Genomic DNA, 12881 nt, shown 5'->3' on the forward strand with positions numbered 1-12881 from the left:
CAGGTTGCGATCTTTGTTTCAGCGCTACACTGGCAAACTCGTCGTGGATTTGATTTCGGACAAAGCCACGATCGAGTTGACCTCCTGAATCCCCGGTACCATCGACAGCTTCTCGAAGAAAAACCGCTCATACGCCTCGATATCCGCAGTGACAATGCGCAGCAAAAAGTCCACCGACCCCATCAGCACATAACACTCTAGAACCTCCGCAAAGCCGCGAATCGCCTCGGTGAATTCAGTGAAGTTGGAGCGGCCGTGGGCGTTGAGTTTGATCTCGGCGAAGATCTGCGTGTTGAGACCGATTTTCTTGCGATCCAGCAGGGTCACTTGCCCGCGAATGACGCCCTCCTCCTTGAGCCGTTGAATTCGTCGCCAGCACGGTGACTGCGACAGCCCGACCTGTTCGGCGATCTGCGCACTGGAGAGCGAGGCGTCCTCCTGGAGCAGCGCCAGAATCCGTCGGTCATAAGCATCAAGCTCGCTGCGCATAAAAAACCTCTGAATAACTTAACAATTGAATTATTCAATTCAATTTATCTGCAATAAACCCAATCATAGATAAGAAATACCGCCAACGGCATGTAAAAATTTCTCCAGTGTTTTTTGGAGATCCAGCATGCCCCCTCTCGAAGCTGTCAGCACCGCCCCGACCCGCGCCGATGTCTGGAACGTCAGCAACGCCCATTGCCGCGTGCGCTATCAGCTCCTGGCGGAAGCCGAGCCGGATCTGCCGTGCCGGGTGCTCAACCATTTCGCCCTGCAGTTTCTGGTTCCGCAGCAGGTCAACATGCTGCGCCAGGGCGACTTACTGTCCATCGATGTGCAGCTCGACGGACTGAGCTGGCACCGCGCTCAGGTGATCGCTGAGAAGCTCCGTAACTTGATCAGCGTCTGCTCGGTGGATTTGCAACCTGCTGAATCCGCATGGGCTCAGCCTGCACAGGCGACCGGCTGACGCCTGTCGGTAAAAACTCGCAACGCTTGGTTCGGTAACGGCCGAACGGTCGGCTCATCCGGGGACTATTCTTGGCAATCGGTGGTCAGAGACGCACGTGTCTTAACCGCTAGTTGCAGGATTGTTCATAAGGAACCCGCATGTCCGTCCCCCTCCTCACTCAGGATCGCTGGCTCGATCTCAATGATCTGCTGTGTGAACTGGTCGCCCAAGGCTTTATCAGCCAGGATTGTGCCGAACACGCATTGACTACCCGACGCAACGCCGTCAACAGCCAGCTCCACCCGCTGGAATTTCTCGCCAGCCAGCAGTTCGACGACCTCAGTCGACCCGGTAAGCAGCTTGACCTGGAAAGCCTGACCCTGTGGCTCGCGCAGCAGGCCGGTCAGCCTTATTTGCGCATCGACCCGCTGAAGATCAATGTCGCGGGCATTACCCCGCTGATGTCCTATGCCTTTGCCCAGCGTCACAAGATCCTTGCGGTGTCGATCGACCGCGATGCGGTGACAGTGGCCAGCGCGCAGCCCTACGTCACCGCCTGGGAAGCCGATCTGACCCACGTCCTGAAGCTGCCGATCAAACGCGTGGTGGCCAACCCGGCGGACATCCAACGCTTTACCGTGGAATTTTTCCGCCTGGCCAAATCGGTCAGTGGCGCCAACAACTCTGATCAGAAAATGAGCACCCTGGGCAACTTCGAACAGTTGCTCAACCTCGGCGCCAGTGACCAGGAGCCGGACGCCAACGACGCGCACATCGTCAATATCGTCGACTGGCTGTTCCAGTACGCCTTCCAGCAGCGCGCCAGCGATATTCATATCGAGCCCCGCCGAGAGCAAGGCACCGTGCGCTTTCGTATCGACGGCGTGCTGCACAACGTTTATCAATTTCCGCCACAAGTGACCATGGCCATCGTCAGCCGCCTGAAAAGCCTGGGGCGGATGAATGTCGCGGAAAAGCGCAAACCCCAGGACGGCCGGGTCAAGACCAAAACCCCGGACGGTGGAGAAGTCGAGCTGCGCCTGTCGACGCTACCAACGGCCTTTGGCGAAAAAATGGTCATGCGAATTTTCGACCCGGAAGTGCTGCTCAAGAACTTCGACCAGCTGGGCTTCTCCGCAGAAGACCTGCGCCGCTGGCAAGACATGACCCGCCAGCCCAACGGCATCATTCTGGTCACCGGCCCGACCGGCTCCGGTAAAACCACCACGCTCTACACCACCCTGAAGAAACTGGCGACCCCCGAAGTCAATCTCTGCACCATCGAAGACCCGATCGAAATGGTCGAGCCAGCGTTCAACCAGATGCAGGTCCAGCACAACATCGACCTGACCTTTGCCAGCGGTATACGGGCACTGATGCGCCAGGACCCGGACATCATCATGATCGGTGAGATCCGCGACCTGGAAACCGCCGAAATGGCGATCCAGGCCGCGCTCACCGGCCACCTGGTGCTTTCCACCCTGCACACCAATGATGCGCCGAGCGCCATCAGCCGCCTGTTGGAACTCGGCGTGCCGCATTACCTGATCAAGGCCACCCTGCTCGGGGTCATGGCCCAACGGCTGGTGCGTACCCTTTGCCCACACTGCAAGGCACACGTGAGCTTGGGCGACGAGGACTGGCAGACCCTGACCCGGCCCTGGCAAGCACCGTTGCCGACCAATGCCCAGCGGGCAATCGGTTGTCTGGAGTGCCGCGACACCGGCTATCGTGGGCGCGCCGGGGTGTACGAAATCATGCTGATGAGCGACAGCGTCAAAGCGTTGATCCACCGGGACACCGACCTGCTGGCGGTGCGTCACCAGGCATTCAAGGAAGGCATGCGCAGCCTGCGGTTATCCGGCGCACAGAAAGTCGCGGCTGGCTTGACGACCATCGAGGAGGTGCTGCGCGTGACACCCCAGAGTGAGCAGAAATAATGACGTAACCCATTGATTCAGTACAACGGAACTCAACCGGGCTATCGAGTATCCAAGGCTCCAGATAACCCATCGGAGTCACCCATAATGCGTTTTAAACTTGCTGTCGCCACCTTGGCCTTGCTGTCGCTTCCTGTCGGCTCGGCAATGGCGGAGGATACCTTCTGGCGTAACGTCATTACCTCAGGAGCGACCACTGGTTCCAGCTACCTGACCTCCAAGGATCACAAGCTGGTTGTCGCAGCCCAGGATGACGCCAGCAGCTTCGTCGCCAGCGATGGTGGTATTCGTGGCCCGTATCTGGAGGCCGCAATGCAGAAAGTCCGCGCCGATAACCCAGGCTTGCAGGCTACCGACATGGAGTTGGCCAACGCGATTCTGGCGAAGAATGCCGTTGCCCAGCAGTGACCTGTTGATCTGCTGAATAAAAAAATGCCGCTCTTGGGAGCGGTATTTTTTTTTTGGCCTTGATGCCCGTCAGTTAACAAAAATCTACAGTCTGGTGATCAATTGTGGCGAGGGAGCTTGCTCCCGCTGGGGCGCGAAGCGGTCCTAAAATCTGTAACTGCGGTTTTTCAGGTATAACGCATCTGTAGGCTTTTACGACTGCTTCGCAGCCGAGCGGGAGCAAGCTCCCTCGCCACACGTCCTGCATTCGGCGTATCTACCCTTAATTCGCCCTCGCTTCAACGATACGCATCCACCGGCACACAGGCGCAAAACAGATTGCGGTCGCCATACACATTGTCGACGCGATTCACCGTCGGCCAGTATTTATGGGTCTTGGTGTGAGCGCTGGGGGTGACTGCCTGTTCGATGCTGTAGGGGCGCTCCCAGACGCCGGTGATATCCGCCAGGGTGTGCGGTGAACGTTTCAACGGGTTGTCTTCGCCGGGCCAGGTACCGTTTTGCACCAGGGCTATTTCCGCGCGAATACTCAGCATGGCTTCAATGAAGCGGTCCAGTTCAGCCTTTGACTCGCTCTCGGTCGGCTCGACCATCAGTGTGCCCGGTACCGGGAACGACATGGTCGGCGCGTGAAATCCGTAGTCCATCAAACGCTTGGCAACATCCTCTTCGCTGATCCCGGTTTGCGCCTTGAGCGGCCGCAGATCAAGAATGCATTCGTGGGCCACCCGACCATTACGCCCGGCATAGAGCACCGGGAAGGCTCCGCTCAAATGCTCGGCCAGGTAATTCGCGGCGAGAATCGCCACTTCACTGGTATCCGCCAATTGCGGCCCCATCATCGCGATGTACATCCAGCTGATCGGCAGAATGCTCGCGCTGCCCCAGGGCGCCGCGCTGACAGCGCCGTTCTGCGGCAACGGGCCTTCGATCGGCACCACCGGATGATTGGCGACGTAAGGCGCCAGATGCGCCCGCACGCCAATCGGCCCCATGCCGGGCCCACCACCACCATGGGGGATGCAGAAGGTCTTGTGCAAATTCATGTGGGATACGTCAGCGCCGATATCCGCCGGCCGGGCCAGCCCGACCTGGGCGTTGAGGTTGGCGCCGTCCATGTACACCTGGCCGCCATGGCTGTGGACAACTTCACAGATCTCGTTGATGCCTTCTTCATACACGCCATGGGTCGAGGGGTAGGTCACCATCAGGCAGGACAGCTTGTCATTGGCGGCCAGGGCCTTGGCTTTCAGGTCGTCCAGATCGACGTTGCCGGCATCGTCGCACTCGACGATCACCACCTGCATGCCCGCCATCTGCGCCGAGGCCGGGTTGGTACCGTGGGCAGACGCCGGGATCAGGCAAACGTTGCGCGCGCCTTGCTGGCGGCTCTCGTGGTATTTGCGGATTGCCAGCAACCCGGCGTACTCGCCCTGAGCGCCGGAGTTGGGCTGCATGCAGATGGCATCGAAGCCGGTGATCGCGCACAGCCAGCGCTCCAGCTCGCTGATCATCCGTGAATAGCCCAACGCCTGCTCGGTCGGCGCAAACGGGTGCAGATTGGCAAAGCCCGGCCAGGTGATCGGAATCATCTCGCTGGTGGCATTGAGCTTCATGGTGCAGGAGCCCAGCGGGATCATCGACTGGTTGAGCGCCAGGTCCTTGTTCTCGAGCTGTTTGAGGTAACGCAGCATCTCGGTTTCGCTGTGATGGGCACTGAATACCGGATGGCTCAGATAAGGCGAGCTGCGCAGCAGTTCGGCCGGGATGCCCGAGGCCAATGGCTCGGCATCCAGCTCGGCGACATCCAGCCTGTGGTCGGCACCAAGGAAGATATCGAACAACCGCGCCACCGTGTTTTCATTACAGGTTTCATCGAGGCTCAGGCCTAACTGACCACGGCCGAGAATCCGCAGATTGATCTGCGCAGCCTTGGCGCTTTCGATAATCGCCGTCTGGCTGCCGCCGACTTCCAGAGTCAGGGTGTCGAAGAACTGCTTGTTAAGCCGGGTAATGCCGTTGCGCTCAAGACCGGCGGCCAGTATGCAGGTCAACCGGTGAACCCGCTGGGCAATGCGCTTGAGCCCCGCCGGGCCGTGATAGACCGCATAGAAGCTGGCGATGTTGGCCAGCAGCACCTGCGCAGTACAGATGTTCGAGTTGGCCTTCTCCCGGCGGATATGCTGCTCGCGGGTCTGCAACGCCATACGCAGTGCGACATTGCCGCGTGCATCCTTCGAAACGCCGATGATCCGCCCTGGAATTGCCCGTTTGAACTCATCACGACTGGCAAAATAGGCCGCATGAGGACCACCATACCCCATTGGCACACCAAATCGCTGAGACGAACCGAACACCACATCGGCCCCCAACTCCCCTGGCGGGGTCAACAGCAATAGACTGAGCAGATCGGCCGAGACACAGGCCAGTGCCTGCTGCGCATGCAACTGATCGATCAGCGGCCGCAAGTTGCGGATTTCACCGTGGGTGTTCGGGTACTGCAGCAGTGCGCCGAACACCTGGTGGTTGGCAAGGTTATCCACAGTATCGATCACCAGTTCGAAGCCAAACCCTTCGGCTCGGGTCTGGACCACGGAAATGGTCTGTGGATGACAGCTTTCGTCGACAAAAAACAGATTGCTTCTGGACTTGGCTACGCGCTTGGCCAGCGCCATGGCCTCCGCTGCCGCCGTGGCCTCATCCAGCAGCGATGCGTTGGCCAGCTCCAGACCGGTGAGGTCGATGGTCAATTGCTGGAAGTTCAGTAACGCTTCGAGCCGACCCTGGGCAATCTCCGGCTGATAGGGGGTGTAGGCGGTGTACCAGCCGGGATTTTCCAGCACGTTACGCAGGATCACCGCCGGCGTCAGGGTGCCGTGATAGCCCATGCCGATCAGACTGGTCCAGACCTCGTTCTGTTCGGCATAGCCCTTGAGCCTGGCCAGTGCGGCCTCCTCATCAAGTGCTGGTGGCAGGTCCAGCACGCGGTTGAATCGAATGCCCGGCGGCACCGTCTGCTCGATCAACTCGACCCGGCTGGCGAGCCCGAGGCTGTCGAGCATGGCCTGTTGCTCGGCGGAATCGGGTCCCAAATGGCGCCGCAGGAAGGCATTGGGGTCGCGTAACTGGCTCAAGGACGGCAGCTGGGACATGACGGGCTCTCTCTTGAATGGCGCTCGGCGTCGATGCAACACGGTCAAAGCAGCATAGCAGTCGATCCCGAGGGTCGACGGCATGGGGTATTTGGCCAATTGGTATGCTCAGCGTCTGAGAGAGCCCTGCGGGTGCTGGAAGACGCCGCACAAGCCTTGGGCTCGAGCTGAAACGGTCGTGCGCACGGTTTCACGGACGGCATGTTTCCGGTCGTGGAACGTGTGGGTCGTTTGATCGTCTCGCTGCCGATGTTCTCGGCCATGAGCAAGAGTGATGTCGAGCGTTCGGTGGTGGCGGTCAAGGCTGGTAGGAGCTGCCGCAGGCTGCGATCTTTTGATCTTTTGATCTTTTGATCTTTTGATCTTTTGATCTTTTGATCTTTTGATCTTTTGATCTTTTGATCTTTGTTCGGGAAGGGCGTGGTCCGTTAGAAAGATCAAAAGATCGCAGCCTGCGGCAGCTCCTACGGGGCGAGCATTACTCGCCGATAGCACTCTTGTAGCTGGCAGCGTCGAGCAAATTGTCCAGTTCGCTGGTATCGCTTGGCTTGAGTTTGAAGATCCACGCACCGTATGGATCGCTGTTAAGCAGCTCCGGACTGGCGCCCAGTTCTTCGTTGATGGCAATCACTTCGCCCGACACTGGCGAGTAGATATCGGACGCGGCCTTGACCGACTCGACCACGCCCGCGGCCTCACCGGCGGCAAACACTTTGCCGATTTCCGGCAGCTCGACGAACACTACATCACCCAAGGCTTCCTGAGCATGGTCGGAAATACCCACTTTCACGCCGCCATCCTCGTCCAGACGGGCCCATTCGTGACTTTCGGCAAAACGCAGATCGACAGGGATTTCGCTCATATTCTGTGTCCTCAAGAAGAAACGTCAGCGGTTGTTTACCCGCCAGAAAAAGTTAGATCAAGGCTTTGCCATGACGCACAAAGGTCGGTTTTACCACCCGAACCGGGTACCACTTGCCACGGATTTCCACTTCTGCACGGTCGGCGGTTGCCATCGGCACCCGCGCCAGTGCAATCGACTTGCTAAGCGTAGGAGAGAAACTACCACTGGTGATCTCCCCTTCGCCAACATCGGCGATGCGAACTACCTGGTGAGCGCGCAATACTCCACGCTCTTCCAGCACCAGCCCCACCAGTTTTTGCTGCACTCCGCCTGCCCGTTCGGCTTCCAGCGCGGTGCGGCCAATAAACTGACGAGCGGCAGGTTCCCAGGCAATGCTCCAGGCCATATTGGCCGCCAACGGTGAGACGTCTTGATGAATGTCCTGGCCGTAAAGGTTCATGCCGGCTTCAAGTCGTAGCGTATCGCGGGCGCCGAGGCCGATCGGGGAAATACCGGCACCGACCAGATCGTTGAAGAACGCCGGTGCCTGATCGGCCGGCAGGACAATTTCCAGACCATCTTCACCGGTGTAACCGGTACGCGCGATGAACCAGTCGCCGTCGGCTTGCCCCTCAAAAGGTTTCAGCTGATGGATCAGCGCGCCACGAGCCTGGGAAACCAGCTCGGCAATCTTGCTCCGGGCCTGCGGGCCTTGAATCGCCAGCATCGCCAACTCGGGGCGCTCGTGCAACTGTACCTGGTAATCGCCGAGCTGAGCCTGCATCCAGGCCATGTCCTGATCACGGGTGGCGGCATTCACCACCAGACGGTAACCGGCTTCGGTGCGATAGACGATCATGTCATCGACCACCCCGCCGCGCTCATTGAGCATGGCGCTGTACAGAGCACGGCCAATGCTGTGCAGATGTTCGACATCATTGGCCAGCAAATGCTGGAGCCAGGCCTTGGCCTGGGGGCCGCTGACGTCAATCACGGTCATGTGGGATACATCGAAAACCCCGCAGTCGCGGCGCACTTGATGGTGCTCTTCAACTTGCGAGCCATAATGCAAAGGCATATCCCAACCGCCAAAATCGACCATCTTCGCGCCGAGGGCGAGATGAAGGTCATACAGAGGCGTACGCTGTCCCATGGGTTTCTCCTTCCGGGCGTGGCGAGGGTGCGGGCGAGTGCTGTACGGAGTGAAAGCCTTGAAATATATGGCTTTCAGCCGATTCCAGTCACCCTGTCTGAAAGACGGACCGCACCGAATGCCGCGCATTGTAGCCGCAAGGTGTAGGACTGGCACCTAGGCTGTTCGATGCGCGGACCGTCGGATTAATCCGATGACCGGTAACAGTCCGACCAAAACCAGCGTCAAGGCCGGCAACGACGCCCGTGACCACTCGCCTTCACTGGTCATTTCGAAGATCCGCACGGCCAGCGTGTCCCAGCCGAACGGGCGCATCAGCAGGGTGGCGGGCATTTCCTTGAGCACATCGACAAACACCAGCAACGCGGCGCTCAAGGTGCCTGGCAGCAGCAATGGCAGATACACTTTGCAAAACAGTCGTGGCCCACTGACCCCCAAACTGCGGGCTGCTTCGGGCAATGAAGGCCGGATCCGTCCCAGGCTATTTTCCAGCGGTCCGTAGGCCACCGCAATGAATCGCACCAGATAGGCCAGCAGCAATGCCGACAGGCTGCCCAGCAGCAAGGGTTTACCCGCACCGCCCAACCAGGACGACAACGGGATGACCATCTCGCGGTCCAGATAGCTGAAGGCGAGCATGATCGACACGGCGAGTACCGAGCCCGGCAAGGCGTAACCTATATTGGCCACACTGATACCGGAGCGGATGGCCCGGGTCGGCGCCAGTCGTCGGGCAAATGCCAGCAACAAGGCCACGCTTACCGTGATCAAGGCCGCCATACCGCCCAGGTACAGCGTGTGCACGATCAGCCCGGTATACCGTTCATCGAGGTCGAAACGTCCGCGCTGCCAGAACCAGACCACCAGCTGCAGCATCGGAATGACAAAGGCACAGGCAAACACCAGACCGCACCAACTACTGGCGGCCAACGCCTTGAAGCCGTGCAGGTGATACAACGCCTTGCCGCGGGGCCGCTCATTACCCGCCCGGCTGGCGCCGCGAGCCCGGCGTTCGCCGTACAACACCAGCATGACCGCCAGCAGCAACAGACTGGCCAGTTGCGCTGCGCTGGAGAGGCTGAAGAAGCCGTACCAGGTCTTGTAGATGGCCGTGGTGAAGGTATCGAAGTTGAACACCGCCACCGCGCCGAAATCCGCCAGGGTCTCCATCAGCGCCAGGGCTACGCCCGCACCGATGGCTGGCCGCGCCATGGGCAGCGCCACGCGCCAGAACGCCTGCCAGGGCGATTGACCGAGAACCCGCGCTGCCTCCATCAGACCCTTGCCCTGGGCGATAAAGGCGGTGCGTGCGAGTAAATAGACATAGGGGTAGAACACCAGCACCAGCACCAGGATCACCCCGCCGGTGGAGCGCACCCGCGGCAGGCGCAGGTCCATGCCGAACCATTCGCGCAACAGGGTTTGCAGCGGACCGGAAAAATCCAGCAAACCGACGAAGACAAACGCCAGCACGTAGGCCGGAATTGCAAACGGCAGCATCAGCGCCCAATCCAGCCAGCGCCGCCCAGGGAAGTCACAGAGGCTGGTCAACCAGGCCAGGCTGACACCCAGCAGTGTCACGCCGACCCCGACACCCAGCACCAGCGTCAGCGTATTGCCGAGCAAGCGCGGCATCTGGGTTTGCCACAGGTGCGACCAGATCTGCTGGTCGATCGACTGCCACGACAACAGCAGCACGCTCAGCGGCAGCAGAACCAGTGCGGCAACGGCAAAGACCAGTGGATACCAACGACGTTGGGCGGGATGGGCCACGAAAAGCTCTCTGGTGATGGGTTTGAATCAATAGCGGATGCGGGGTGTATCGGAAAAGATCGCAGCCTGCGGCAGCTCCTACGCCGACCGCCTGCAACCGCGATATCGGGGGGCGTTACAAATCCCGCGCTGCGATTTGTTGGCAATCACAATCGCGCCGACAATCTGCCGGAAACAAAACGCCCCGCAAATGCGGGGCGCAGTATAACCGGCGGCTCAGTTCCAGCCAGCACGGTCCATCAAACGAATGGCTTCGGCCTGACGCTTGCCAGCCACTTCCACCGGCAAGGTATCGGCAACGAACTTGCCCCAACCCGCCACTTCAGCAGACGGCTGCACATTCGGATTGGCCGGGAATTCCTGGTTGATATCGGCGAAGATTTTCTGGGCTTCCGGGGTGGTCATCCACTCCACCAGCGCCTTGGCCGCTTCCGGGTGCGGGGCGTGTTTGGTCAGGCCGATGCCGGACAGGTTGACATGCACACCACGGTCGCCCTGGTTCGGCCAGAACAGTTTTACCGCCAGATCAGGCTTCTGCTTGTGCAGACGGCCATAGTAATAGGTGTTGACGATGCCGACGTCACATTGTCCGGCATTGATTGCTTCGAGCACCGCGACGTCATCGGAGAACACATCGGTAGACAGGTTGTTGACCCAGCCTTTGAGGATTTTCTCGGTCTTTTCCGCACCATGGACTTCGATCATCGTGGCGGTCAGCGACTGGTTGTAGACCTTTTTCGCCGTGCGCAGGCACACGCGGCCTTCCCATTGCTTGTCGGCCAACGCCTCGTAAGTGCTCAAGTCAGCCGGTTTTACCCGGGCAGTGGAATAGGCAATGGTCCGCGCCCGCAGGCTCAAACCGGTCCACTGATGGGCGGACGAACGGTATTGAAGCGGAATATTGGCGTCGATCACCTTGGAGGTGAAAGGCTGCAGGATGCCCATCTGCTCGGCTTGCCAGAGGTTGCCGGCATCGACGGTGAGCAGTAGATCGGCTGTGGCGTTTTCGCCCTCGGCCTTGATCCGCTGCATCAACGGTGCTTCCTTGTCGGTGATGAACTTCACCTGGACGCCGGTCTTCTGGGTATAGGCGTCGAATACCGGCTTGATCAGCTCATCGATGCGCGAGGAGTAAACCACCACCTCATCGGCCGCCTGGGCCGTGCTACCGATGAGTGTGAGTGCCAGGGCAGTCAGTAGACGCTTCGGTGCCAGCATGGGGGCGGTCTCTCGAAATAAGGGAAAATGAAATGATAGTGACTCGGATTTAGCTTCTCAACCGAACAGTCCGCCGAGGAGTTACCAGATGTTGCTGTGGAGCTGCCGAAGGCGGCGATCTTTTCCGGCGCACCGCTGATTGCGCAAGAGCAAAAGATCGCAGCCTGCGGCAGCTCCTACGCCTTGGCCAGCTCCGGCAAATCTCCGGTCAACCCTAGCGCTTGACGCACGAACAGCGCCTTGGCTTCAGGCATCTGATCGACCATCTTCAAGCCAGTGTTGCGCAACCAGCGCAGTGGCAAAGGATCGGCCTGGAACAATCGCTCCAGCCCTTCCATCGCCGCCATCAGCGCCAGATTGTGGGGCATGCGTCGGCGCTCGTAACGGCTGAGCACTTTGACATCCGCCAGGCGCTCGCCGCGGCTGGCCGCTTGCAGCAGCACTTCGGCCAGTACCGCGGCATCAAGGAAGCCGAGGTTGACCCCCTGCCCGGCCAACGGGTGAATGGTGTGGGCCGCGTCGCCGATCAGCGCCAGGCCTTCGGCCACATAGCGCTTGGCATGACGCTGACGCAGCGGCACACAGAGCCGTGGGTCAGTGCTCAACACCGTGCCCAAACGACCTTCGAAGTCTCGCTCCAGCTCGCGACAGAAGGTTTCATCGTCCAGCGCCATCAGGCGTTCGGCTTCAGCCGGGGTGGTCGACCAGACGATCGAGCACCAGTCGTGCCGGCCGTCGCGTTCCAGCGGCAGGAAGGCCAGCGGACCGTTGTCGGTAAAGCGCTGCCAGGCCGTCATTTGATGGGGCTGAGCACTGCGCACGCTGGTGACGATGGCGTGATGCAGATAATCCCACTCGCGGGTCGCGCAACCGGTCAGGCGGCGCACTGCCGAGTTGGCGCCATCCGCCGCGATCACCAAAGGTGCACGCAACATCCGGCCATCGGCCAGGGTCAGCAGCCAGTCGTCCCCGGAGCGACGCATCTGCTCCAGTCGCGCATTGGCCAGCAAGCCCATATCGCAGTCGTGCAAACGCTCGAGCAAGGCATCCTGCACCACGCGGTTCTCGACGATATGCCCGAGTACTTCGGCGTGCACACTGGCCGCCGAGAAGTGGATCTGCCCCGTGCCGCTGCCGTCCCAGACCTGCATTTCGGTATAGGGGCTGGTGCGTCGTTCAACGATACCGTCCCAGACGCCCAGACGCTCGAGGATCCGTTGGCTGGCTGCCGACAAGGCACTCACTCGCGGCTCGAAGGGCGCCTGCGCATCAAAGGGTTTGACGCTCAACGGGCTGCCATCGAGCAGCAGCACCTCCAGCCCGCTGTTTTGCAGCGCCAACGCCAAAGCGCTCCCGACCATTCCGGCCCCGACAATCAGCAGATCTGCGCGCATTTCCATGCTTTAAGCCTGTCTCGCTTGCGGCTTGAGCCGCACGTAAAGGGGTTTATCGAGCC

Annotated in this window: 10 protein-coding genes; 3 read left to right on the plus strand and 7 right to left on the minus strand. The window is 60.0% G+C overall.

From position 1 onward, the window contains the following. Positions 1 to 24: 24 nt before the first annotated feature. Positions 25 to 489: an Lrp/AsnC family transcriptional regulator gene (locus AC3IUA_RS29345; protein ID WP_489358271.1), complete on the minus strand. Its 465-nt coding sequence runs from the start codon at positions 487 to 489 to the stop codon at positions 25 to 27. 127 nt (positions 490 to 616) lie between these two features. Here AC3IUA_RS29345 and AC3IUA_RS29350 point away from each other — a divergent pair, with 127 nt between their 5' ends. From AC3IUA_RS29350 to AC3IUA_RS29360, 3 genes are all read left to right on the plus strand, one after another. Then, a complete protein-coding gene (locus AC3IUA_RS29350) occupies positions 617 to 955 on the plus strand; it encodes a hypothetical protein (protein WP_489358272.1) in 339 nt (112 codons plus the stop codon). 140 nt (positions 956 to 1095) lie between these two features. Continuing rightward, positions 1096 to 2877 (plus strand): type IV pilus assembly ATPase TfpB, encoded by a 1782-nt coding sequence (tfpB, locus tag AC3IUA_RS29355; protein ID WP_489358273.1) that lies wholly within the window; start codon positions 1096 to 1098, stop codon positions 2875 to 2877. An 87-nt stretch (positions 2878 to 2964) separates the two neighbouring features. Beyond that, on the plus strand, positions 2965 to 3285 hold the full coding sequence (locus AC3IUA_RS29360; RefSeq protein ID WP_489358274.1) for a DUF2388 domain-containing protein: 321 nt from the start codon (positions 2965 to 2967) through the stop codon (positions 3283 to 3285). A 278-nt stretch (positions 3286 to 3563) separates the two neighbouring features. On the opposite strand, the gene gcvP is transcribed toward AC3IUA_RS29360, so the two are convergent. The 6 genes from gcvP to AC3IUA_RS29390 form a co-directional block, all read right to left on the minus strand. Then, positions 3564 to 6437 (minus strand): aminomethyl-transferring glycine dehydrogenase, encoded by a 2874-nt coding sequence (gcvP, locus tag AC3IUA_RS29365; RefSeq protein ID WP_489358275.1) that lies wholly within the window; start codon positions 6435 to 6437, stop codon positions 3564 to 3566. Between the two features lie 478 nt (positions 6438 to 6915). Then, positions 6916 to 7299: a glycine cleavage system protein GcvH gene (gcvH, locus tag AC3IUA_RS29370; protein ID WP_489358276.1), complete on the minus strand. Its 384-nt coding sequence runs from the start codon at positions 7297 to 7299 to the stop codon at positions 6916 to 6918. 52 nt (positions 7300 to 7351) lie between these two features. Continuing rightward, positions 7352 to 8434 (minus strand): glycine cleavage system aminomethyltransferase GcvT, encoded by a 1083-nt coding sequence (gene gcvT, locus AC3IUA_RS29375; protein WP_489358277.1) that lies wholly within the window; start codon positions 8432 to 8434, stop codon positions 7352 to 7354. A gap of 156 nt (positions 8435 to 8590) precedes the next feature. Then, complete coding sequence (locus AC3IUA_RS29380) at positions 8591 to 10207, minus strand: ABC transporter permease (RefSeq protein ID WP_489358278.1); 1617 nt, start codon at positions 10205 to 10207, stop codon at positions 8591 to 8593. 216 nt (positions 10208 to 10423) lie between these two features. Next, a complete protein-coding gene (locus tag AC3IUA_RS29385; protein WP_489358279.1) occupies positions 10424 to 11425 on the minus strand; it encodes an extracellular solute-binding protein in 1002 nt (333 codons plus the stop codon). 176 nt (positions 11426 to 11601) lie between these two features. Beyond that, on the minus strand, positions 11602 to 12819 hold the full coding sequence (locus tag AC3IUA_RS29390; protein ID WP_489362519.1) for a 2-octaprenyl-3-methyl-6-methoxy-1,4-benzoquinol hydroxylase: 1218 nt from the start codon (positions 12817 to 12819) through the stop codon (positions 11602 to 11604). Positions 12820 to 12881 lie beyond the last annotated feature (62 nt).

Source organism: Pseudomonas sp. KH_050 (assembly GCF_057838875.1).

Bases quoted from the DNA above. Each gene is read 5' to 3' on its own strand.
- AC3IUA_RS29345 (WP_489358271.1), bottom strand. From the start codon at position 489: ATGCGCAGCGAGCTTGATGCTTATGACCGACGGATTCTGGCGCTGCTC.
- AC3IUA_RS29350 (WP_489358272.1), top strand. From the start codon at position 617: ATGCCCCCTCTCGAAGCTGTCAGCACCGCCCCGACCCGCGCCGATGTC.
- tfpB (WP_489358273.1), top strand. From the start codon at position 1,096: ATGTCCGTCCCCCTCCTCACTCAGGATCGCTGGCTCGATCTCAATGAT.
- AC3IUA_RS29360 (WP_489358274.1), top strand. From the start codon at position 2,965: ATGCGTTTTAAACTTGCTGTCGCCACCTTGGCCTTGCTGTCGCTTCCT.
- gcvP (WP_489358275.1), bottom strand. From the start codon at position 6,437: ATGTCCCAGCTGCCGTCCTTGAGCCAGTTACGCGACCCCAATGCCTTC.
- gcvH (WP_489358276.1), bottom strand. From the start codon at position 7,299: ATGAGCGAAATCCCTGTCGATCTGCGTTTTGCCGAAAGTCACGAATGG.
- gcvT (WP_489358277.1), bottom strand. From the start codon at position 8,434: ATGGGACAGCGTACGCCTCTGTATGACCTTCATCTCGCCCTCGGCGCG.
- AC3IUA_RS29385 (WP_489358279.1), bottom strand. From the start codon at position 11,425: ATGCTGGCACCGAAGCGTCTACTGACTGCCCTGGCACTCACACTCATC.
- AC3IUA_RS29390 (WP_489362519.1), bottom strand. From the start codon at position 12,819: ATGCGCGCAGATCTGCTGATTGTCGGGGCCGGAATGGTCGGGAGCGCT.